Here is a 21,270-nt window from a genome sequence, read left to right on the forward strand (position 1 = left end):
ATGAGTAAGAAGTAGTGAATTCCGTATGACGCTGCGCGCTCAGGCCGAATGGCGCTTGCGGTAGCCGTCGAGGAAGCGTGCGATCCGGTTGATCGAATCCGTCAGGTCGTCGAGGTTCGGCAGGAAGACCACGCGGAAGTGGTCCGGCGTCGCCCAGTTGAAACCCGTGCCCTGCACCAGCAGCACGCGCTCCTCGAGCAACAGGTCGAGAATGAACTGCTGGTCGTTCTGGATCGGATAGAGCTTCGGGTCGAGGCGCGGGAACATGTACAGCGCGGCCTGCGGCTTGACGCAGGTCACGCCCGGGATCGACGTCAGCATGTCGTACGCGAGCTCGCGCTGCTTGTGCAGACGCCCGCTCGGCACGATCAGCTCGTTGATGCTCTGGTAGCCGCCGAGCGCCGTCTGGATCGCGAACTGCCCGGGCACGTTCGCGCACAGGCGCATCGACGACAGGATGCCGAGCCCCTCGAGGTAATCCTTCGCGCGCCGGCGGTTGTCGCCGCCGAGGCCCGACACGGCCATCCAGCCCGCGCGGTAGCCGCACGAGCGATAGCTCTTCGACAGGCTGTTGAACGTGACGGTGATCACGTCCTCCGACAACGAGCCGATCGCCGTGTGCTCGAGGCCGTCGTAGACGATCTTGTCGTAGACCTCGTCGGCGAACACGATCAGCCCGTGCTGGCGCGCGATCTCGAGCAGCTCGAGCAGCAATTCGTCGGAATAAAGCGCGCCCGTCGGGTTGTTCGGGTTGATCACGACGATCGCCTTCGTGTTCGGCGTGATCTTGCTGCGGATGTCGTCGAGATCGGGCATCCACGCGTTCTGCTCGTCGCACACGTAGTGTATGGGCGTGCCGCCCGACAGGCTCACGGCCGCCGTCCACAGCGGGTAGTCGGGCGCGGGCAGCAGCACTTCGTCGCCGTCGTTCAGCAGCCCCTGGGTCGCCATCACGATCAGCTCGGACGCGCCGTTGCCGATGTAGATGTCGTCGAGGCCGACGCCCACGACGCCCTTTTCCTGCGTGTAGTGCATCACGGCCTTGCGCGCCGAGAACACGCCCTTCGAATCCGAATAGCCGGACGACGCCGGCAGGTTGCGGATCATGTCCTGGATGATCTCGTCCGGCGCGTCGAAACCGAACGGCGCGAGGTTGCCGATGTTCAGCTTGATGATGCGGTGGCCTTCTTCCTCGAGGCGCTTCGCGTGCTCGAGCACCGGGCCACGGATGTCGTAGCAGACGTTGAGCAGCTTGTTCGACTTCTGAATCGGTTTCACGACGACACGGTTCCTGGGTTGGCCTCGCGGCCGGGGGGACGGGATCAAAACTGGAAAGCGGCCGGTCTGTGCGCGCTGTCTAGACTGGAAAAAAGCGGGCGGTCGGACGCGGCTTGTGGCGACGCACGACGCAAGTGGCGCCCGGGGGCGACCAAAAAGTTATAATTTAGCGGATTTTGGCCGACTTTCGCAATGCACCATAGCCGCGCCGGGCCCGCGCCGTCAGGCGTCTCGTGCGGCCAGGCGCGTGAAACCGGCCATCCGGGCCCCTGTGGCCCTGCGAACCATTCCCCTACGGAACCGCGGAATACCGATTTGAAACTGCACCAGGACACGAGCGGCGCGCTCAACACCGTCACCGGCTACGGCCCCGATTACGTCGACGTCAATCTCGAACGCCACGAAACGAGCGTCATCGTGCTGCCCGGCGCGCCGGTCCAGGCATGGCCCGTGTCGTCGTTCGACGCGCTCGCGCCCGAGCATTTCGCGATGCTGCTCGACCCGACGCCCGAACTCGTGATCTTCGGCAGCGGCGCGCGGCTGCGCTTCCCGCACCCGCGGCTCGTCGCGGCGCTCACCGCGAAGCGGATCGGCGTCGAGACGATGGATTTCCAGGCCGCCTGCCGCACCTACAACATCCTGATGGCCGAGGGCCGCAAAGTTGCCGCCGCGCTCTTAATTGAACGTTAATCCCCGATGCGGTAAAACTCGGGCCGGCACAACGGGTCGATCCCTTCGATCGGCCCGGCAGGCCGCCCGCCCCCGGCGCAACCCGCCGGCGGCCCGTCACAACAAACAACAGGCTGAAAACCCATGAACGATACGCCGTCGAGGCTACCGCTCAATCGCATCACGCTCGTCCTCCTGCTCGTCGCGCTCGCGATCGTCTGGTTCGCGCCGCTCGGGCTGCGCCACCTGATCCCGAGCGACGAAGGCCGCTACGCGGAGATGGCGCGCGAGATGTTCGTCACCGGCGACTGGATCACGCCGCGCTACAACGGCTACAAGTACTTCGAGAAGCCACCGCTGCAGACCTGGCTGAATGCGCTGACGTTCGCCTGGTTCGGCATCGGCGAGTGGCAGGCGCGCCTCTATACGGCCGTCGCGAGCTTCGCGGGCGTGCTGCTCGTCGGCTACACCGGCGCGCGCCTGTTCAACCCGCTGTCGGGCTTCCTCGCGGCCGTCGTGCTCGCGTGCTCGCCGTACTGGAACCTGATGGGCCACTTCAACGCGCTCGACATGGGGCTCGCGTTCTGGATGGCGCTGTCGCTCTGCTCGCTGCTGCTCGCGCAGCGGCCCGGGCTGCGTCCGGCCGCGGTGCGCGGCTGGATGTGGGCGTGCTGGGCCGGGATGGCGTTCGCGGTGCTGTCGAAGGGTCTCGTCGGCCTGATCCTGCCCGGCGCCGTACTCGTGCTCTATACGCTGATCGCACGCGACTGGGCGCTGTGGAAGCGCCTGTACCTGGTCAGCGGCCTCGTGATCTTCTTCGCGATCGTCACGCCGTGGTTCGTGCTCGTCCAGCAGCGCAACCCCGAATTCTTCAACTTCTTCTTCATCGTCCAGCAGTTCCGCCGGTACCTGACCCCGGAACAGAACCGCCCGGGCCCGCTGTACTACTTCGTGCCGGTGCTGCTGGTCGGCTTCCTGCCGTGGCTGTCGGTCGCCTGGCAGAGCATCCGCCATGCGCTGCGGATGCCGCGCCAGCCCAACGGCTTCGCGCCGATGCTGGTGCTGCTGATCTGGAGCGCGTTCATCTTCCTGTTCTTCAGCACGTCGCATTCGAAGCTGATCTCGTACGTGCTGCCGGTCGCGCCGGCGCTCGCGCTGATCATCGGCGCGTACCTGCCGCTGATGTCGGCCGACCGGTTCCGCCGCCACCTGCTTGGCTACCTCGTGTTCTTCGTCGCCGCGGCGTTCGGGATCATCTCCCTCGCGTACCTGGGCGACGCCCGCACGCCGAACGCGCTGTACCGCGCGTTCCAGATGTGGCTGTACGCGGGCCTCGCGGTCTCGGCCGCGCTGACGCTCGCGGCCGCATGGCTGAACCGCCGCGCGAGCGTGGCCGCCGCGATCGCCGCGTTCGGCGCCGCATGGCTCGCGTTCGGCACGATCGGCGGTACCGGGCACGACGAATTCGGCCGTTACAGCTCGGGCGCGCTGCTCGCGCCCGCCGTGCGCGCCGAACTGGCGAAACTGCCGCCCGACACGCCGTTCTACTCGATCGAGATGCTCGACCACACGTTCCCGTTCTACATGGGCCACACGACGATCATGGTCCAGCGCCAGGACGAGCTCGCGTTCGGGATCTCGATGGAGCCGAACAAGTGGATTCCGACCGTCGGCGAATGGATCACGCGCTGGAAGCAGGAAACCCATGCGCTCGCGATCATGCCGCCCGACCAGTACGACGCGCTGGTCAAGGAAGGCGTGCCGATGCGCGTGATCGCACGCGACAACCGCCGCGTGATCGTCGAGAAACCGCAATCGTAAGGACGCCCATCGCATGAATCCCGTTTCGTTCGTCTGCATCATCACCGGCGTGATGCTCAACGCCGTTGCGCAACTTCTGCTGAAAGCCGGCGTCAACGCCGTTGGACACTTCGAATTCAGCCGTGCGAACATCATCCCGGTCGGCCTGAAGATCGCGACCCAATTGCCGATCATCGGCGGCCTCGGCTGCTACGTGCTGAGCGTCGTCGTCTGGATTCTCGGGCTGTCGCGGGTCGACGTGTCGATCGCGTACCCGATGCTGTCGCTCGGCTACGTCGTCAACGCGTTCGCGGCCTGGTACCTGTTCGGCGAGGTGCTGTCGATCCAGCGGCTCATCGGCATCGGCATCATCCTGATCGGCGTGCTCGTGCTCGCACGCAGCTGAGCCCGCCCCGCGGCGTTAAGCGTCCGCCTACAAAAAATCACGGTATGAATCCGCCAACCGGTGTTTAATGCCGGTTTCGGGCGGATCGCCCGACCCTTTTATTACACGCCATTACAGGCCAACGCGTTCATGAGCCAGACTACCGCTCCGTTTCTGCCATTCACCCGCCCCGAGATCGATGAGGAAACCATCCAGGGCGTCGTCGAAGTGCTGCGCTCGGGCTGGATCACTACCGGCCCGCAGTGCCAGAAATTCGAAGCTGCACTGTCCGAGTACTGCGGCGGCCGGCCGGTCCGCGTGTTCAATTCGGGCACCTGCACGCTCGAGATCGGCCTGCGCATCGCGGGCGTCGGGGCCGGCGACGAGGTGATCACGACGCCGGCGTCGTGGGTCTCGACCAGCAACGTGATCATCGAAACGGGCGCGACGCCGGTGTTCGTGGACATCGATCCCGTCACGCGCAACATCGACCTCGACAAGCTCGAGCAGGCGATCACGCCGCGCACGAAGGCGATCATCCCGGTGTTCCTGTCCGGCCTGCCGGTCGACATGGACCGCCTGTACGCGATCGCGCGCGCACACAAGCTGCGCGTGATCGAGGATGCCGCGCAGGCGTTCGGCTCGACGTGGAACGGCAAGCGCATCGGCGCGATCGGCGACATCGTGTCGTTCAGCTTCCACGCGAACAAGAACCTGACGACGATCGAAGGCGGCGCACTCGTGCTGAACGACGAGGACGAAGCGACGCTCGCGCAGAAGTACCGGCTGCAGGGCATCACGCGCACCGGCTTCGACGGGATGGATTGCGACGTGCTCGGCGGCAAGTACAACCTGACCGACGTCGCCGCACGCGTCGGCCTCGGCCAGCTGCCGCACCTCGAGCGCTTCACCGCGCAGCGCAGCGCGCTCGCCCGCGCATATTTCGCCGCGTTCGACGGCAGCGCGGCCGTGAAGCTCGGCGTCGGCCTGCCGGTTGCCGACTTCGAGAACAGTAACTGGCACATGTTCCTGGTCACTCTGCCGCTCGAGCGGCTGACGATCACGCGCGCCGAATTCATGGCGCAACTGAAGGAACGCGGTATCGGCACGGGCATCCACTACCCGGCGATCCATCTTTTCACGCTGTACCGTGCACGCGGCTTCAAGGAGGGCATGTTCCCCCACGCCGAACGGTACGGCGCGTCGACCGTCACGCTGCCGCTGTTCACGCAGATGACGGAAGGCGACGTGCGTCGCGTGGTCGACGCCATCAACCAGATTTGCGAACAATACGGAAAATAAGCGTACATGAGTCACCTTGAAGCACGCGCCGGGCACCCGGGCGCCGGGCACCTGGACGCCGGCCGGCCCGAAGTATCGGTCATCATCCCCGTGTACAACGAGGAAGACGGCCTCGCCGCGCTGTTCGCGCGGCTGTATCCGGCGCTCGACGCACTCGACACGTCGTACGAAGTGATCCTGATCAACGACGGCAGCCGCGACCGCTCGGCCGCGATGCTCGCCGATCAGTTCCACGTACGGCCCGACACGACGCGCATCGTGCTGCTCAACGGCAACTACGGCCAGCACATGGCCATCCTCGCGGGCTTCGCGCAGTCGCACGGCGAGATCGTCATCACGCTGGACGCCGACCTGCAGAACCCGCCCGAGGAAATCGGCAAGCTGATCACGAAGATGCGCGAGGGCTACGACTACGTCGGCTCGATCCGCAAGCAGCGGCAGGACAGCCTGTGGCGGCGCAAGGCGTCGCAGGTGATGAACCGGCTGCGCGAGCGCATCACGCGCATCAAGATGACCGACCAGGGCTGCATGCTGCGCGCATACAGCCGCCGCATCATCGACACGATCAACGTGTGCGGCGAAGTCAACACGTTCATCCCCGCGCTCGCGTACACGTTCGCGCAGAAGCCGACCGAAATCGAGGTCGCGCACGAGGAACGCTTCGCGGGCGAGTCGAAGTACTCGCTGTACAGCCTGATCCGGCTGAACTTCGACCTCGTGACGGGCTTCTCGGTCGTGCCGCTGCAGTGGCTGTCGTTCATCGGCGTGATCCTGTCGCTCGGCTCCGCCGCGCTGTTCGTGCTGCTGCTGGTGCGCCGCTTCATCGTTGGCGCGGAAGTGCAAGGCGTGTTCACGCTGTTCGCGATCACGTTCTTCCTGCTCGGCGTGATCATCTTCGCGCTCGGCCTGCTCGGCGAATACGTCGGCCGCATCTACCAGCAGGTGCGCGCACGGCCGCGCTACCTGATCCAGGCCGTGCTCGAGCAGCACGACGGCGTGCCGCCGGTGCCGGCCGCGAAGCACCCGGGAGCCGCGCAATGAAGCCGCGCGCGGTCGTCTTCGCGTATCACAACGTCGGCGTGCGGTGCCTGCAGGTGCTGCTCGCACGCGGCGTCGACGTCGCGCTCGTCGTCACGCACGAGGACAACCCGAACGAGAACATCTGGTTCGGCAGCGTCGCATCCGTCGCGGCCGAACACGGCATTCCGGTCGTCACGCCGGCCGATCCCGCCGATCCGGCGCTGCGCCGCGCGGTGTCGGATGCGCAGCCCGATTTCATCTTCTCGTTCTACTACCGTCACATGCTGCCGGTGGACCTGCTCGCGATCGCGCCGCGCGGCGCGTACAACATGCACGGTTCGCTGCTGCCGAAATACCGGGGTCGGGTACCGACCAACTGGGCCGTGCTGAACGGCGAGACCGAGACCGGCGCGACGCTGCACGAAATGGCCGCGAAGCCCGACGCGGGCGCGATCATCGGCCAGACCGCGGTGCCGATCCTGCCGGACGACACGGCCACGCAGGTGTTCGACAAGGTGACGGTAGCCGCCGAGCAGACGCTCTGGCGCGTGCTGCCCGCGCTGCTCGCGGGCGAGGCGCCGCACCTGCCGAACGATCTCTCGACCGGCAGTTACTACGGCGGTCGCCAGCCCGAAGACGGCCGCGTCGACTGGTCGAAGCCGGCCGCGCAGGTCTACAACCTCGTGCGCGCGGTCGCGCCCCCGTATCCGGGCGCATTCACCGACGTCGGCGGCGCGCGGTTCGTGATCGCGCGCGCGCGCCTCGCGGCGCCCGGCAGCGCGGCGGCGATGGCCGCGGCAGATTTGCCGCCCGGCCTGCACGTAAGCGATAATGCGCTATTCGGCGTCTGCGGCGACAGCCGCGCCCTATCCATTCTCGAGCTGTGGCAGCAGCGCGACGGCAGCGAAACCGTCGTGACGCCCGCGGAATTCGCGCAGTTCATTCATTCTTCCCGTCATTCATGAAAGCAAAAAAAGTCCTGATCCTGGGTGTGAACGGCTTCATCGGCCATCACCTGTCGAAGCGCATTCTTGAAACCACCGATTGGGAAGTGTTCGGCATGGACATGCAGACCGACCGGCTTGGCGATCTCGTCAACCACGAGCGGATGCATTTCTTCGAAGGCGACATCACGATCAACAAGGAATGGGTCGAGTATCACGTGAAGAAGTGCGACGTGATCCTGCCGCTCGTCGCGATCGCGACGCCGGCCACCTATGTCCAGCAGCCGCTGCGCGTGTTCGAGCTCGACTTCGAGGCGAACCTGCCGATCGTGCGTTCGGCCGTCAAGTACGGCAAGCACCTCGTGTTCCCGTCGACCTCCGAGGTCTACGGCATGTGCTCGGACGAGCAGTTCGACCCGGACGCATCGGCCCTCACCTACGGCCCGATCAACAAGCCGCGCTGGATCTACGCATGCTCGAAGCAGCTGATGGACCGCGTGATCTGGGGTTACGGGATGGAAGGCCTGAACTTCACGCTGTTCCGTCCGTTCAACTGGATCGGCCCGGGCCTCGACTCGATCTACACGCCGAAGGAAGGCAGCTCGCGCGTGGTCACGCAGTTCCTCGGCCACATCGTGCGCGGCGAGAACATCAGCCTCGTCGACGGCGGCTCGCAGAAGCGCGCGTTCACCGACATCGGCGACGGCATCAGCGCGCTGATGAAGATCATCGACAACAAGGACGGCGTCGCGTCGGGCAAGATCTACAACATCGGGAATCCGAAGAACAACTTCTCGGTTCGCGAACTCGCGCACAAGATGCTCGAACTGGCCGCGGAATACCCCGAGTACGCCGATTCCGCCAAGCAGGTGAAGCTCGTCGAGACGACGTCCGGCGCCTACTACGGCAACGGCTACCAGGACGTGCAGAACCGCGTGCCGAAGATCGACAACACGATGCAGGAGCTCGGCTGGGCGCCGCAGGCGACGTTCGACGACGCGCTGCGCAACATCTTCGAAGCGTATCGCGGCCACGTCGGCGACGCGCGCGCGCTCGTCGAACAGCAAGGCTGACCGGGACCTTCGCTTGGCTCGTATCGTCCTCAAGATCGACGTCGACACGCTGCGCGGCACGCGCGAAGGCGTGCCGAACCTCGCGCGCATCTTCGACCGCTTCAATGCGCGCGCCACCTTCCTCTTCAGCCTCGGGCCCGATCACACGGGCTGGGCGCTGCGGCGCGTATTCCGCCCGGGCTTCCTGAAGAAGGTGTCGCGCACGTCGGTGGTCGAGCACTACGGCGTGAAGCAGCTGATGTACGGCGTGCTGCTGCCGGGCCCCGACATCGGCCGCCGCGCAATCTCCGACATGCGCGCGATCCACGAAGCCGGCTTCGAATGCGGGATTCACACGTGGGACCACGTGTACTGGCAGGACAACGTCCGCGTGCGCGATCGCGACTGGACCGCGCGTGAAATGCAGAAGAGTCACGCGCGCTTCATCGAGATCTTCGGCGCGCCGCCCGTCACGCACGGCGCGGCCGGCTGGCAGATGAACGATTCGGCGTTCGAGCAGATCGATGCATGGGGGATGCGCTACGCATCCGACGGGCGCGGCCACTCGCCGTACCTGCCCGTCGTCGGCGGCCGCACGCTGTCGCACGTGCAGATGCCGACCACGCTGCCGACGCTCGACGAAGTGCTCGGCATCGACGGCGTCGACACGCACAACGTCGCCGCGCACATCCTCAAGTTCAGCGAAACCAATCCGCACGACCAGGTGTTCACGCTGCACGCGGAACTGGAAGGCCAGAAGCTCGCGCCCGTGTTCGAGCAACTGCTCGCCGGCTGGCGCGCGCAAGGCCACACGTTCGCCACGATGGGCGACTACCACGCGACGCTGGACCGCGACTCGCTGCCATCGTACCCTGTCACGTGGGGCGAAATCCCCGGCCGCTCCGGCGAACTGATCGTCCAGCCCGACTGAGTTCGTGCGCGAGCCGGCGTCGCGGCACCGCCCTTGCGGCGCGCCGTCGCGACGCCCCGCCGCACCGCGCCGCCGCACCGCGCCGCCGCAGCGGCGCCTTTCCATAACAACAGGAGAAACACGTGTCTGTCGAAGTTGACCGTCAAGTTCCCGATTTCACCGCACCGGCCACGGGCGGCGACATTTCGCTGTCCGACCTGAAGGGCAAGAAGCTCGTGCTGTACTTCTATCCGAAGGACAACACGCCCGGCTGCACGACCGAAGGGCTGCAGTTCCGCGATCTCTATCCGAAGTTCAAGAAAGCCGGTGCGGAAGTCATCGGCGTGTCGCGCGACAGCCTGCGCTCGCATGACAATTTCAAGGCAAAGCTCGAACTGCCGTTCCCGCTGATCTCCGATGCCGACGAAGCGCTGTGCGCGCTGTTCGATGTCATCAAGATGAAGAAAATGTATGGCAAGGAAGTACGCGGAATCGAGCGCTCCACGTTCCTGATCGACGCCGACGGCGTGCTTCGCCAGGCATGGCGCGGCATCAAGGTACCGGGTCACGTGGACGACGTGCTAAAGGCTGTACAAGCGCTTTGAGGCGCGTTATATTGGGCCGCAATGAATGCCAGTTCGCCCCATATTTCTCGTAGCTGCGCCGGTGCCCGTTGCGATGCTTCCCGGCACCTGACGCGCATCACGACGGTATCAGCCGAGCCGCATGTCCCTGTCGACGGGGCAGCGGCTTTTTTTATGGATTGCGCGCCGGTCTTCCCCGGTCCGGCCCTAACCGCATCGAGGAGCTGATCGACACTTAGGCGAACCGGCTAGACGAAATTCCTGTGCGCCACCGCGCGCAAACTGCATGCGTCTACGTCACGCAGGATGCGATCAGCGGCGCACGCCATGCGACACGATTCCTCCCGAGGGACACCATGCCTTTGCCTACCCCCCCCAGCAAGCTCGGCAGCCTGCTGCCGCCCGACGAATACAAGGCGAAAGCGCGGCCCGCGAAAGCCGCGAAGAAATCCGCCGAAGGGGACGCATCCACAGCCGGTGACTATGGTCCGGCCAGCGTGGCCCAACCGATGATCGAAGCCGCGAACACGGCCGCGCCGCTGCGCGCCGTCGCGTCTTCGGCGTCCGATGCCGCGAGCGCACCCGCACGCGGCCGCAAGACCAGGCAGACGGCCGCGCTGCTGCAGCCGATGCCGGCGCCCGCCGAACCCGCCGCGCCCGTCGTTGCGCGCAACGACAAGCCGGCCGCCGGCAAACCGGCAGCCGCGCCCGCGCGCGATGCCGGCGCCGCGACTAAGTCGCGCAGCCGCAAGCCCGCCGAAGCCGAACTGCAGAAACTGTTCGTGCTCGACACCAACGTGCTGATGCACGACCCGAGCAGCCTCTTCCGCTTCGAGGAACACGACGTCTATCTGCCGATGATGACGCTCGAGGAACTCGACAACCACAAGAAGGGGATGTCCGAAGTCGCGCGCAACGCACGCCAGGTCAGCCGCACGCTCGATGCGCTCGTCGCCGACGGCGGCCCGATCTCGGACGGCATTCCGCTGTCGCGCCTCGGCAGCCGCGAGGCGCTCGGCCGCCTGTACTTCCAGACGAAGCTGGCCGACATCGCGCCGGTCGAAGGCTTGCCCGAAGGCAAGGCCGACAACCAGATCCTCGGCGTCGTGCGCGCGCTGCAGCGCGACCGGCCCGACCGCCAGGTCGTGCTGGTGTCGAAAGACATCAACATGCGGATCAAGGCGCACGCACTCGGCCTGCCCGCGGAAGACTACTTCAACGACCAGGTGCTCGAGGACAAGGATCTCCTCTACACCGGCGTGCGCGAACTGCCGCAGGATTTCTGGACCCGGCACGCGAAGGGCATGGAGAGCTGGCAGGACACGAAGACGGGCACCACGTACTACCGCGTGACGGGCCCGCTCGTCGCGTCGATGCTCGTCAACGAGTTCGTCTATCTCGAGCCGCAGAACGGCGAGCCGACGTTCCATGCGATCGTCCGCGAGCTGAACGGCAAGACGGCGCTGCTGCAGACGCTGCGCGACTACAGCCACCACAAGAACAACGTGTGGGGCATCACCGCGCGCAACCGCGAGCAGAACTTCGCGCTGAACCTGCTGATGAACCCCGAGATCGACTTCGTCACGCTGCTCGGCCAGGCCGGCACCGGCAAGACGCTCGTCGCGCTCGCGGCCGGCCTCGCGCAGGTGCTCGACGACAAACGCTACAACGAGATCATCGTGACGCGCGCGACCGTGCCCGTCGGCGAGGACATCGGTTTCCTGCCCGGCACCGAGGAAGAGAAGATGCAGCCGTGGATGGGTGCATTCGACGACAACCTCGAAGTGCTGCAGAAGACCGACGACGCGGCCGGCGAATGGGGTCGTGCCGCGACGCAGGAGCTGATCCGTTCGCGCCTGAAGGTGAAGAGCATGAACTTCATGCGCGGCCGTACGTTCGTCGACAAGTACCTGATCATCGACGAGGCGCAGAACCTGACGCCGAAGCAGATGAAGACGCTCGTCACGCGCGCGGGCCCCGGCACGAAGATCGTGTGCCTCGGCAACATCGCGCAGATCGACACGCCTTACCTGACCGAAGGCAGCTCGGGCCTGACCTACGTCGTCGACCGTTTCAAGGGCTGGGGCCACAGCGGCCATGTAACGCTGGCGCGCGGTGAACGCTCGCGGCTCGCCGACTACGCGTCGGACATCCTGTAACGCGGCCAGCCGGCCGATCGGCCGGCTTTCGACGCCAGACGGCGCTCCGATTCCGGAGCGCCGTTTTTATTTGGGGTCGAAGACAAAAGTAACGTTTCGTCACGCAAAAACGCAGTTTACGCGCGAAACTTCAAGTAAATTCTCAAGAATGGTTGCTTAAGCCCCGCCGGAGCGTCTACCATCGGGTCTGTCTGTTGTCATACGATTCGCGAGCGCGCCGCGTTCGCCCGCCTTGCCATGCTTCGAATCTGGGTTCCCGTTGCCGTCGTCTCCCTGCTTGCGGCCTGCTCCAGCGTGCCGCCGCAGTCGGCATCGCGTCCCGCGTCGGGCATGAAGATCACGACGCCGCGCGCGTTCCCGGCTCCCGCCAATTTCCCGAAATTCGTCGACCACAGCGTCGGCCAGGAAGAGATCTCGATCCAGGCCATGAGCCTTGTCGGCGTTCCGTATCGCTGGGGCGGCAACACGCCGACGAGCGGCTTCGACTGCAGCGGGCTCGTGCGCTACGTGATCGGCCGCGCAGCCGACGTGAACCTGCCGCGCACGACCGCCGACATGAGCGGCCGAGGCGTGTCGATCGAACCCGACCAGGTCGCGCCGGGCGACCTGATCTTCTTCAATACGACCGGACGCCCGCATTCGCACGTCGGCATCTATGTCGGCAAGCTGCGCTTCGTCAACGCGCCGTCGACGGGCGGCACCGTGCGGCTCGACTACCTGACGAACCCGTACTGGGCCAAGCGTTTCGACGGCATTCGCCGCGTCGCCCCGCCGCGCTCGGCACCGACGCCGTTCGATGCGCCGACCTACGAGGCCAGGCGCGACGAGCCGCGCACGCCGCCGGCGGTCGCAGCCGCCCCGGTGGTCATGACGGCCGCCGCGCCGCGGCAGCCCGCGTATGCATCGCCGCAAGCGCGAATCACGCAGGCGCCCGCTTCGGTCGCACCGGCCACGCCGGTCATGACGACTGCTGCAGTTGCCGCAGCCCCGGCCGCCGATCCGTACGAACCGCCGCCCCCGCGCATGCAGGCAGCCCAGCAACAGGTAACGTCGGTGAATGACGGCATGACCGCGACGACGGCCAACGCAGCGCCGGCCGCTCCGGCCGAGGCCGGCACGCAGATTCCGACGACGGCGCTGACGGCCGCCCAGGCTGCCGCATTCGATTCGGACCCGCCGCCCGCCACATCGGCACCGCCACGCGGTATCGAGCCAGCGCCCGTCCAGGTGTTGCGCGCGTCGACGCAATCTGCACCGGTCAGCCCGCGTACCAGTACGGCAGACGATCCGATTGCACGATTTGCGAACGGCAGTTACTGACCTGTCGTTGCCGATGCCGCGACGGTAACGTCGACGCCATCCGCCACCGTCCCACCCGCGCTTGTCTCAAACTTCCGGGACCCTAAAAGAAAATGCGCCGCAGCCTTTCGGCTTGCGGCGCATTTCATGTCGATCCGGCAGTGTCGGCGATCAGAAGATCTGGTGCCCGAGCCACCACCCGCCGGCCGCGAACAGCGCGGCTGCCGGCAGCGTCAGCACCCACGCCCACACGATGTTGCCGGCCACGCCCCAGCGCACGGCCGACAGCTTCTGCGTCGCGCCGACACCGACGATCGCACCGGTGATCGTATGCGTGGTCGACACCGGAATGCCGAGGAACGACGCGATGAACAGCGTGATCGCCCCGCCGCTTTCCGCGCAAAAACCGCCGACCGGCTTGAGCTTCGTGATCTTCTGGCCCATCGTGCGCACGATGCGCCAGCCGCCGAACAGCGTGCCGAGGCCCATCGACAGGTAGCACGCGCCGATCACCCACGCCGGCGGCGCAGCGGCGGTGGACGATGCGTAGCCGCTCGCGATCAGCAGCATCCAGATGATGCCGATCGTCTTCTGCGCGTCGTTACCGCCGTGGCCGAGGCTGTACAGGCCGGCCGACAGCAGCTGCAGCCGCCTGAAGCGCCGGTCGACCTTGCTGGGCGCGGTACGGAAGTACAGCCACGACACGCCGAGCATGAACAGCGAACCGAGGATGAAACCGAGCAGCGGCGAAATGAAGATGAACGCAACCGTCTTCAGCAGCCCGTCGATGTTCAGCGAGCTCCAGCCCGACTTCGCGAGCGCCGCGCCGACGAGGCCGCCGATCAGCGCGTGCGACGAGCTCGACGGAATCCCGTAGTACCAGGTGATCACGTTCCAGCCGATCGCACCGACCAGCGCGCCGAATATGACGTAGTGGTCGACGATCTCGGGATCGATCGTGCCTTTGCCGACGGTCTGCGCGACTTTCAGGTGGAAGATGAAATACGCGATCACGTTGAACGCGGCCGCGAACACGACGGCCTGCTGGGGCTTGAGCACCCCGGTCGACACGACGGTGGCGATCGAGTTCGCCGCGTCGTGAAAGCCGTTCATGAAATCGAATACGAGCGCGACGAGCACGAGCGTCGCGACCATCCATAGGGCGAGTTGTATCGAATGCATCGTGGTCCGCTCAGGCGTTTTCCAGCACGATGCCTTCGATGATGTTCGCGACGTCCTCGCACTTGTCGGTGATCTCTTCGAGCAGCTCGTAGATCGCCTTCAGCTTGATGAGCGTCTTCACGTCGTCTTCCTCGCGGAACAGCTTCGACATTGCCGCACGCAGCACGCGATCGGCCTCCGATTCCCAGCGGTCGATCTCCTCGCACTGCTTGAGGATCTGCGCCGACTGCTTCATGTCGGACAGCAACCCGACGGCCTGCTGCACGTGCTGCGCCGACTGCGTGACGATGTGCGCGAGCTGGCTCGCCTCGGACGTGACGGCACGCACGTCGTACAGCGACACGGCCGTCGCGACGTCTTCCATCAGGTCGAGGATGTCGTCCATCGTCGTGATCAGCTTGTGGATCTCGTCGCGATCGAGCGGCGTGATGAAAGTCTTGTGCAGGAGATCGATCGCCTCGTGCGTGAGCTTGTCGGCGGCCTTCTCGGCGGTCTGCACGTTTTGCTTGTGAATCTCGGCGTCGGCGAGATTGTCGATCAGCAGTTCAAGCTCGCGGCCACCGGAAACGATGTGCTTCGCGTGCGCGTTGAAGAGTTCAAAGAACTTGCCCTCGGTGGGCATGAATCGACCGAACATGGGATTCCTGAGAGATTGTCAAACTACTGTCACGAAAACGGGCGACATTGTACCGGTTCCCGTCGTGACACGGCGCGCGCTTATGCGTGCGCCGGGATTGAATACAACGCTTGGCGAATAAGGGTTTACTTCCGGCGTTACTCGCCGTGGAAGTTCTGTGCCCCGGCAAAATTGTCGAACTTCGTGTATTGCCCAAGGAACGTGAGCCGAACGGGGCCGATCGGACCGTTACGCTGCTTGCCGATGATAATCTCGGCCGTCCCTTTGTCCGGGCTGTCCGGATTGTAAACTTCATCGCGGTAAATGAACAGGATCACGTCCGCATCCTGTTCGATTGCGCCCGATTCGCGCAGATCGGACATCACCGGTCGCTTGTTCGGGCGCTGTTCGAGGCCGCGGTTCAGCTGCGACAGCGCGATCACCGGCACGTCGAGTTCCTTCGCGAGGCTCTTCAGCGATCGCGAGATTTCCGAAATTTCGGTCGCGCGGTTCTCGCCCTGCGACGAGCCCGACATCAGCTGCAGGTAGTCGACGATGATCAGGCCTAGCTTGCCGCATTGCCGCGCCAGACGCCGCGCGCGCGAGCGCAGTTCCATCGGGTTCAAACCGCCCGTCTCGTCGATGAAGAGCTGCGCCTCGCTCATCTTCTGCACCGCGTGGGTCAGTTTCGGCCAGTCCTCGTCCGTCAGGCGGCCCGTCCGCATCCGGTGCTGGTCGAGCCGGCCGATCGAGCCGAGCATACGCATCACGAGCTGGGTGCCTGGCATTTCCATCGAGAACACCGCGACCGGCAGCCCGTACTCGACCGCGACATACTCGCCGATATTCATCGACAGCGCGGTCTTGCCCATCGACGGCCGCCCTGCGACGATGATCAGTTCGCCGCCGTGCATGCCGGACGTCATCCGGTCGAGGTCGACGAAGCCCGTCGGCGTGCCGGTGACATCGCTCGGGTTCGCGGTGTGGTACAGCGTGTCGATACGCTCGACGACCTGCGTGAGCAGCGGGCCGACTTCGAGGAAGCCCTGGTTACCGCGCGCGCCTTCTTCGGCGATCGAGAATACCTTCGATTCCGCTTCGTCGAGCAGCTGGCGGACTTCCTTGCCCTGCGGATTGAACGCGTCGGCCGAGATTTCGTCGGCGACCGACACGAGCCGGCGCAGCACCGCACGGTCGCGCACGATTTCCGCATAGCGACGGATGTTCGCCGCGCTTGGCGTGTTCTGCGCGAGTGCATTCAGGTACGCCAGGCCGCCGACGTCATCGGCCTTGCCGGCCGTGACCAGCGCTTCGTACACGGTCACGACGTCGGCCGGGCGCGTCGACGCGATCAGGCGGCCGATGTGCTCGTAGATGATCCGGTGGTCGTAGCGGTAGAAGTCGCCCTGCGACAGGAAGTCGGCAATCCGGTCCCAGGCCGCGTTGTCGAGCAACAGGCCGCCGAGTACCGACTGTTCGGCTTCGACCGAATGCGGCGGGACTTTCAGCGATTCGATTTGGGGATCTTGCGACGCGTTCATGGGTTGGGATTATCGCGAATTACACAGGACGGCGCCATACCGGCCGCCAGTGATGCGGCAATAAAAAAAGGCAGGCGCCGGTTGCCCGGGCGCCTGCCCTTGTCCGGACGGCGGAAGCCGCCCGGAAAGCTTGCGTACGCTTACGCGTGGTCGCCGATCACGTTGACCGTGATGTCGACAACGACGTCCGTGTGCAGCGCAACTTGAACACCGTGCTCGCCGATCATCTTCAGCGGGCCTTCCGGCATGCGAACTTGCAGCTTCTCGACTTCGAAACCTGCCTTCTTCAGCAGTTCAGCGACGTCGCCGTTCGTGACCGAGCCGAACAGACGGCCGTCAACGCCCGACTTCTGCGTGATTTCGAACGACTGGCCGTTCAGCTTCTCGCCGACTGCCTGCGATGCTGCCAGCTTTTCAGCGGCGAGCTTCTCGAGTTCAGCGCGGCGCACTTCGAATTCGGCGATCGCCTCCTTCGTTGCACGGCGAGCCTTGCGGTTCGGGATCAGGAAGTTGCGAGCGTAACCGTCCTTGACCTTGACGATGTCGCCGAGGTTGCCCAGGTTAGCGACTTTTTCCAACAGAATGATTTGCATTCGAATTCTCCTTATTGCGTCGCCTGATTACGCCTTGTGCTGATCGGTGTACGGCAGCAGCGCGAGGAAACGCGCACGCTTGATGGCCGTATCCAGCTGACGCTGATAGTGCGACTTCGTACCCGTCAGGCGAGCCGGCGTGATCTTGCCGTTTTCGCCGATGAAGTCCTTCAGCGTATCCGTGTCCTTGTAGTCGATCTGCTCGACGCCTGCAGCCGTGAAACGGCAGAACTTCTTGCGCTTGAAGAGCGGGTTTTGTTGCTGACGACGCTTGTCGAATTTCTTACCAGTCGGGCGGGGCATGATTTCAGTCCTTTCCAATGTCCTGCAATGCTGTGATGTGAAACACCAAGGTTCTCGCGTTGCGGCTTTTCTTGGCCAGGAAGCCCGTGAACAGCGTTTCGACGCCCATTTCACGACTTTCCAGCCTGCCGCTCGCCTCACCGGCCGCCACCGCCTCGATCGTCATTTCGACCTGACGGGGAATGCCTGCTTCGACGACTTCCGTGCGGTGATGCAATGTGGCGCTTGCGATCGGAACGCCTGCCGGCGTATATCGCACCGGTGCGCGTTCGACGACGCTCGCCGTCAATTGCAACCTGTTCACGTGAGTGCCGCGCTCCTTGATGGCTTAATGAATGACGAACTTAAGCCTGCGCTTCGGTCGGCTGAGCTGCAGCCGCCTTCTTGGCTTCTTCGCGCTGAACTTCCTTCATCATCGGCGACGGGCCGGTTTCGGCCTTCTTCATCTTGACGATGAGGTGACGCAGCACGGCGTCGTTGAACTTGAACGCGTGTTCGAGTTCGTCGAGCGTCGTCTGGTCGCACTCGATGTTCATGCAGACGTAGTGAGCCTTAGCGAGTTTCTCGATCATGTAGGCCAGTTGGCGACGGCCCCAGTCTTCGACACGGTGGATCTGACCGCCGTGCGACGTGATCGTGGTCTTGTAACGCTCGATCATCGCGGGCACTTGCTCGCTCTGATCCGGGTGCACGATGAATACGATTTCGTAATGACGCATTACACACTCCTTGTGGATTAAAGCCACCCGGGCGTCTGTACCGGTGTGGCAAGTGAGAAGCCGAAGATTCTAACCCGATAACAGGGCTCATGCAAGGCCAATCGACGATTGGCGCGCGGATTCGGCCGTGTTTTCAACGACTTGAAGGGGTGGGCCGGTGTGTGCGGCCGCCCTTCGGTTCTTTTGCAACGGGGTCGGAACACGGGCGCGGCGCGCGGGCCGCCGCATCGTCACTCGCTGCGCGTACCGGAAAGCCGCGCGTCGAGCGCCGCCTTGAACGCCGCGAGCGCCGGCGGCTCGGCGTCGGTCACCGCCCACCACGTCATCCCGGCCGCGTCCCAGCGGTCGAGCGCATAGCCCTGCGACACGGTCGTGTACGGGGCCGCCGGCCCTTCCCCGGCCGGCCGCACGTAGACGTCGATCACGTGCTTCCGGTAGCGGTAGACGAGCACCGCGACACGGCGGCGCCCGACGTAGTCGAGCCGGCCGCCGACCAGCGCGAAGCCGTTCGCCGCGAGATCCTCGACCGGCGGCGCATAGTCGAGCCGGCCGTTGAACCACGGCTTGACCGTGTGTTGATCGGTCGAGATCACGTCGATGTCGCGCGCCGACAGGTCGGCACGCACATGGCTCGCGACGAGTTCGTCGACCGTGCGATCGGTGTCGGCGTGGCGCGCGGACAATGCCATCCCGCCCGCCGCCGCGAGCGCCACCAGCAGCGCGACGCCCCAGCCGAACCCCGGCGATGCGACGACGCGCGGCCCGGCGCCGGCCGTGGCCGGCCGTGCCGCCCCGCCATGCCCCGTCAGCCACGGGAACCAGTTGCGGCCGCGTGGCCGCGCCCGGGGCTTCGGTTGCGCTTGAGGCTCGGGCTGCGACGCCCCCCGCGCCGGCTCGCGAGCGGGCGCGTCGGCCCCCGCCGCGGCCGCGGCCGCGGCCGGCAGGCCGGCAAGAATGCTCGCCCGCAGCGCATCCGGCGCGCGGTGATAATCGGCCTGCCGCACGGCCTGCGCCAGCGCGACGATCCGCGCGCGCTCCCGGCGGCACGCTTCGCACCCTTCGACATGCTGCTGGACCCGCAACGCCTCGGGCGCCGACAGCTCGCGGTCGACGTCCGCGTCCAGCAACGCTCGTGCTTCGTTACAGTCCATCGATAGCCTCCGATGCGGTTCCGCCGGCCGGCGTACGGCCCGGCCTGCCTTCGGTTACCGGTGCCGGCTCGCCGCCCAGCAGCGCGGCAAGCTTGCGCCGGCCGCGCGAGAGCCGCGACATCACCGTGCCGACCGGCACGTCCGCGATCGCCGCGATCTCGCGGTAGCTCAGGTCCTCCATCTCGCGCAGTACGAGCACCTCGCGGTATTCGGTCGGCAGCTTCGCGAGCGCCGCATTCACGAGCCGCACGTTCTCGCCGCGCAGCAGGTGGGCGAGCGGATCCTCCGTCGCCGGCTGCCAGTCGTCGGGCGCATCGGTGTCGTCGAGCGTGTCGGGCAGCGCGACCTCGTGCGCATGCGTGCGCCGCCGCCATTCGGTGTACCAGGTGTGGCGCACGATCGTCAGCAGCCACGGCCGCGCATTGTCGCCGCGACACGAATCGACGAAGCGCAGCGCGCGCATGCACGCGTCCTGGACGACGTCGTCCGCATCGCCGGCGCTGCCGCTCAGCCAGCGCGCGAGGTTGTAGGCAGCATCGAGATGCGGCAGCACGAGCGCGCGAAACCGCTCGCCGCGCGCAACCGCGTCGTCTGCCGCCCGTTCATCGACCGCCTGTCCGGCTTGCCCCACATGGCCTCCCTGGTCCCGGCGGCCGACGCCGCGCCCGTTCCGCGCACGGCGCCCGGACAGACCGGCAACGTGCGCGCTCGATGACCATACCGTCGCTGCGTCGAGTTTATTCCCGCGCCGGTCGCAGAAAGCGTAAAAAATTGACGGGCGGCCGCGCGGCCCGTTACGGCGTGGTGCTCCAGTAGCCGGGGCGCGCATACGCGGCGCGCAGGTAGTCGATGAAATAGCGCACGCGCGCCGGCACGTAGCGCTGCTGCGGGTAGACCGCGAGGATGTCGTAGTCGGGCAACGCGTATTCGTCGAGCACGGTCTCGAGTTCGCCCGTTTCGAGCTGCGCGGCGATTTCCCACGTCGAGCGCCAGCCGAGCCCGAGCCCCTCGGCTACCCAGCGGTGCAGCAGCTCGCCATCGTTGCAGTCGAGATTGCCGGCCACGCGCATCGTCGCGATCTTGCCGTGGCGCTGGAAATACCAGCCGCGGTTCTGCCCGCCCTGCAGGTTGAATGCGAGGCAGTTGTGCTTCAGCAGGTCGTCGAGCGACTTCGGCCGGCCATGCCGGCGGAAATACCCGGGCGTACCGCACACGACGCGCCGGTTCGACGCGAGCTTCACCGCGACGAAGTTCGGATCGACGGCGCCGCCGATCCGGATCGACAGGTCATAGCCTTCGCGCACGAGATCGACGACGCGGTCGGTCAGGTTGAACGACAGCTGCATCTCAGGCTTGTCGGCCAGAAAACCCGGCGCATGGGGCGCGACGTGCTTGCGCCCGAATGCGGCCGGCGCCGACACGATCAGGTGCCCGCTGACCGCGCGCCGCCCGGCGGCCAGCTCGTTCTCGGCCTGGTCCCATTCGGACAGCAGCCCGCGACAGCGCTCGAGGAACGCGGCGCCCTCCTCGCTGACCACCAGCCGCCGCGTCGAGCGGTACATCAGCTTCACGCCGAGGCGCTTCTCCAGCGCGTCGATGCGCCGTCCGAGCACCACCGGCGACACGCCCTCCTCGAGTGCCGCCGCCGCGAGGCTGCCGGCGTCGGCAACCCGCACGAACGTCTCGATCTGCTTGAAGCGATCCATCTCCCGTCTCCGTCTCTGTTCCGACACCGGCGGAAAGCCCCGTCCGGCCGTCATTCC

The 21,270-nt window shown here is 65.8% G+C and carries 22 protein-coding genes and 1 pseudogene; 11 read left to right on the forward strand and 12 right to left on the reverse strand.

Features of this window, described 5'->3' with window-relative positions; genetic code table 11:
* Positions 1-39: 39 nt before the first annotated feature.
* Positions 40-1,278, reverse strand: a complete 1,239-nt coding sequence (locus AC5LXK_RS09880) for a pyridoxal phosphate-dependent aminotransferase (RefSeq protein ID WP_493388688.1) — start codon at positions 1,276-1,278, stop codon at positions 40-42.
* A 315-nt stretch (positions 1,279-1,593) separates the two neighbouring features.
* On the opposite strand from AC5LXK_RS09880, the gene AC5LXK_RS09885 reads away from it, so the two are divergent.
* The 9 genes from AC5LXK_RS09885 to AC5LXK_RS09925 all read left to right on the forward strand — a co-directional run bounded on the left by AC5LXK_RS09885 (position 1,594) and on the right by AC5LXK_RS09925 (position 9,965).
* Positions 1,594-1,968: an Mth938-like domain-containing protein gene (locus tag AC5LXK_RS09885; protein ID WP_012328660.1), complete on the forward strand. Its 375-nt coding sequence runs from the start codon at positions 1,594-1,596 to the stop codon at positions 1,966-1,968.
* A gap of 123 nt (positions 1,969-2,091) precedes the next feature.
* A complete protein-coding gene (locus AC5LXK_RS09890) occupies positions 2,092-3,768 on the forward strand; it encodes a glycosyltransferase family 39 protein (protein WP_493388689.1) in 1,677 nt (558 codons plus the stop codon).
* 13 nt (positions 3,769-3,781) lie between these two features.
* Complete coding sequence (locus AC5LXK_RS09895; RefSeq protein ID WP_493388690.1) at positions 3,782-4,153, forward strand: EamA family transporter; 372 nt, start codon at positions 3,782-3,784, stop codon at positions 4,151-4,153.
* A gap of 129 nt (positions 4,154-4,282) precedes the next feature.
* A complete protein-coding gene (locus AC5LXK_RS09900; RefSeq protein ID WP_493388691.1) occupies positions 4,283-5,434 on the forward strand; it encodes a DegT/DnrJ/EryC1/StrS family aminotransferase in 1,152 nt (383 codons plus the stop codon).
* Positions 5,435-5,440: 6 nt separating this feature from the next.
* The gene (locus AC5LXK_RS09905) at positions 5,441-6,475 is read left to right on the forward strand and encodes a glycosyltransferase (RefSeq protein WP_493388692.1); all 1,035 of its coding nucleotides are present in this window, start codon (positions 5,441-5,443) and stop codon (positions 6,473-6,475) included.
* A complete protein-coding gene (locus tag AC5LXK_RS09910; protein WP_493388693.1) occupies positions 6,472-7,419 on the forward strand; it encodes a formyltransferase in 948 nt (315 codons plus the stop codon). Before AC5LXK_RS09905 ends, AC5LXK_RS09910 begins: the two co-directional genes overlap by 4 nt.
* The gene (locus tag AC5LXK_RS09915) at positions 7,416-8,471 is read left to right on the forward strand and encodes a bifunctional UDP-4-keto-pentose/UDP-xylose synthase (protein WP_493388694.1); all 1,056 of its coding nucleotides are present in this window, start codon (positions 7,416-7,418) and stop codon (positions 8,469-8,471) included. Before AC5LXK_RS09910 ends, AC5LXK_RS09915 begins: the two co-directional genes overlap by 4 nt.
* 13 nt (positions 8,472-8,484) lie before the next feature.
* Positions 8,485-9,381, forward strand: a complete 897-nt coding sequence (locus AC5LXK_RS09920) for a polysaccharide deacetylase family protein (protein ID WP_493388695.1) — start codon at positions 8,485-8,487, stop codon at positions 9,379-9,381.
* A 122-nt stretch (positions 9,382-9,503) separates the two neighbouring features.
* Positions 9,504-9,965: a peroxiredoxin gene (locus AC5LXK_RS09925; RefSeq protein WP_034207483.1), complete on the forward strand. Its 462-nt coding sequence runs from the start codon at positions 9,504-9,506 to the stop codon at positions 9,963-9,965.
* A gap of 186 nt (positions 9,966-10,151) precedes the next feature.
* On the opposite strand, the pseudogene AC5LXK_RS09930 reads toward AC5LXK_RS09925, so the two are convergent.
* Positions 10,152-10,405: pseudogene (locus tag AC5LXK_RS09930) on the reverse strand (hypothetical protein); the annotation flags it as partial.
* Here AC5LXK_RS09930 and AC5LXK_RS09935 point away from each other — a divergent pair.
* Both AC5LXK_RS09935 and AC5LXK_RS09940 read left to right on the forward strand, forming a co-directional pair.
* Positions 10,301-12,103 carry a PhoH family protein gene (locus AC5LXK_RS09935; protein ID WP_493388696.1) on the forward strand — a complete coding sequence of 601 codons (1,803 nt, stop codon included), beginning with the start codon at positions 10,301-10,303 and terminating at the stop codon, positions 12,101-12,103. The pseudogene AC5LXK_RS09930 and the gene AC5LXK_RS09935 sit on opposite strands and share 105 nt — an antisense overlap.
* Before the next feature lie 237 nt (positions 12,104-12,340).
* Entirely contained in the window at positions 12,341-13,423 is a 1,083-nt protein-coding gene (locus tag AC5LXK_RS09940) for a C40 family peptidase (RefSeq protein WP_493388697.1), read from the forward strand.
* Between the two features lie 150 nt (positions 13,424-13,573).
* Here AC5LXK_RS09940 and AC5LXK_RS09945 read toward each other — a convergent pair whose 3' ends face one another.
* The 10 genes from AC5LXK_RS09945 to AC5LXK_RS09990 all read right to left on the reverse strand — a co-directional run bounded on the left by AC5LXK_RS09945 (position 13,574) and on the right by AC5LXK_RS09990 (position 21,213).
* Positions 13,574-14,584 carry an inorganic phosphate transporter gene (locus AC5LXK_RS09945; RefSeq protein ID WP_493388698.1) on the reverse strand — a complete coding sequence of 337 codons (1,011 nt, stop codon included), beginning with the start codon at positions 14,582-14,584 and terminating at the stop codon, positions 13,574-13,576.
* Between the two features lie 10 nt (positions 14,585-14,594).
* On the reverse strand, positions 14,595-15,221 hold the full coding sequence (locus AC5LXK_RS09950; protein WP_096503051.1) for a DUF47 domain-containing protein: 627 nt from the start codon (positions 15,219-15,221) through the stop codon (positions 14,595-14,597).
* 137 nt (positions 15,222-15,358) lie between these two features.
* A complete protein-coding gene (locus AC5LXK_RS09955) occupies positions 15,359-16,741 on the reverse strand; it encodes a replicative DNA helicase (RefSeq protein ID WP_493388699.1) in 1,383 nt (460 codons plus the stop codon).
* Positions 16,742-16,881: 140 nt separating this feature from the next.
* Complete coding sequence (gene rplI, locus AC5LXK_RS09960) at positions 16,882-17,334, reverse strand: 50S ribosomal protein L9 (protein ID WP_175847774.1); 453 nt, start codon at positions 17,332-17,334, stop codon at positions 16,882-16,884.
* Between the two features lie 27 nt (positions 17,335-17,361).
* Positions 17,362-17,637, reverse strand: a complete 276-nt coding sequence (gene rpsR / locus AC5LXK_RS09965; protein ID WP_174388124.1) for a 30S ribosomal protein S18 — start codon at positions 17,635-17,637, stop codon at positions 17,362-17,364.
* A gap of 4 nt (positions 17,638-17,641) precedes the next feature.
* Positions 17,642-17,941: a primosomal replication protein N gene (gene priB / locus AC5LXK_RS09970; protein WP_011657069.1), complete on the reverse strand. Its 300-nt coding sequence runs from the start codon at positions 17,939-17,941 to the stop codon at positions 17,642-17,644.
* A 40-nt stretch (positions 17,942-17,981) separates the two neighbouring features.
* Positions 17,982-18,356: a 30S ribosomal protein S6 gene (gene rpsF, locus AC5LXK_RS09975; protein WP_006402295.1), complete on the reverse strand. Its 375-nt coding sequence runs from the start codon at positions 18,354-18,356 to the stop codon at positions 17,982-17,984.
* Between the two features lie 230 nt (positions 18,357-18,586).
* Positions 18,587-19,507, reverse strand: a complete 921-nt coding sequence (locus AC5LXK_RS09980; protein ID WP_493388700.1) for an anti-sigma factor family protein — start codon at positions 19,505-19,507, stop codon at positions 18,587-18,589.
* Positions 19,497-20,138 (reverse strand): RNA polymerase sigma factor, encoded by a 642-nt coding sequence (locus AC5LXK_RS09985; RefSeq protein ID WP_493388701.1) that lies wholly within the window; start codon positions 20,136-20,138, stop codon positions 19,497-19,499. Before AC5LXK_RS09985 ends, AC5LXK_RS09980 begins: the two co-directional genes overlap by 11 nt.
* Positions 20,139-20,301: 163 nt before the next feature.
* Positions 20,302-21,213 carry a LysR family transcriptional regulator gene (locus tag AC5LXK_RS09990; protein ID WP_493388702.1) on the reverse strand — a complete coding sequence of 304 codons (912 nt, stop codon included), beginning with the start codon at positions 21,211-21,213 and terminating at the stop codon, positions 20,302-20,304.
* Positions 21,214-21,270: the final 57 nt, after the last annotated feature.

It is taken from the genome of Burkholderia pulmonis (assembly GCF_984667975.1).

Bases quoted from the DNA above. Each gene is read 5' to 3' on its own strand.
- AC5LXK_RS09915 (WP_493388694.1), top strand. From the start codon at position 7,416: ATGAAAGCAAAAAAAGTCCTGATCCTGGGTGTGAACGGCTTCATCGGC.
- AC5LXK_RS09955 (WP_493388699.1), bottom strand. From the start codon at position 16,741: ATGAACGCGTCGCAAGATCCCCAAATCGAATCGCTGAAAGTCCCGCCG.
- rplI (WP_175847774.1), bottom strand. From the start codon at position 17,334: ATGCAAATCATTCTGTTGGAAAAAGTCGCTAACCTGGGCAACCTCGGC.
- AC5LXK_RS09935 (WP_493388696.1), top strand. From the start codon at position 10,301: ATGCCTTTGCCTACCCCCCCCAGCAAGCTCGGCAGCCTGCTGCCGCCC.
- AC5LXK_RS09980 (WP_493388700.1), bottom strand. From the start codon at position 19,507: ATGGACTGTAACGAAGCACGAGCGTTGCTGGACGCGGACGTCGACCGC.
- AC5LXK_RS09950 (WP_096503051.1), bottom strand. From the start codon at position 15,221: ATGTTCGGTCGATTCATGCCCACCGAGGGCAAGTTCTTTGAACTCTTC.
- AC5LXK_RS09910 (WP_493388693.1), top strand. From the start codon at position 6,472: ATGAAGCCGCGCGCGGTCGTCTTCGCGTATCACAACGTCGGCGTGCGG.
- AC5LXK_RS09900 (WP_493388691.1), top strand. From the start codon at position 4,283: ATGAGCCAGACTACCGCTCCGTTTCTGCCATTCACCCGCCCCGAGATC.
- rpsR (WP_174388124.1), bottom strand. From the start codon at position 17,637: ATGCCCCGCCCGACTGGTAAGAAATTCGACAAGCGTCGTCAGCAACAA.
- AC5LXK_RS09895 (WP_493388690.1), top strand. From the start codon at position 3,782: ATGAATCCCGTTTCGTTCGTCTGCATCATCACCGGCGTGATGCTCAAC.
- AC5LXK_RS09905 (WP_493388692.1), top strand. From the start codon at position 5,441: ATGAGTCACCTTGAAGCACGCGCCGGGCACCCGGGCGCCGGGCACCTG.
- AC5LXK_RS09940 (WP_493388697.1), top strand. From the start codon at position 12,341: ATGCTTCGAATCTGGGTTCCCGTTGCCGTCGTCTCCCTGCTTGCGGCC.
- AC5LXK_RS09945 (WP_493388698.1), bottom strand. From the start codon at position 14,584: ATGCATTCGATACAACTCGCCCTATGGATGGTCGCGACGCTCGTGCTC.
- AC5LXK_RS09990 (WP_493388702.1), bottom strand. From the start codon at position 21,213: ATGGATCGCTTCAAGCAGATCGAGACGTTCGTGCGGGTTGCCGACGCC.
- AC5LXK_RS09890 (WP_493388689.1), top strand. From the start codon at position 2,092: ATGAACGATACGCCGTCGAGGCTACCGCTCAATCGCATCACGCTCGTC.
- rpsF (WP_006402295.1), bottom strand. From the start codon at position 18,356: ATGCGTCATTACGAAATCGTATTCATCGTGCACCCGGATCAGAGCGAG.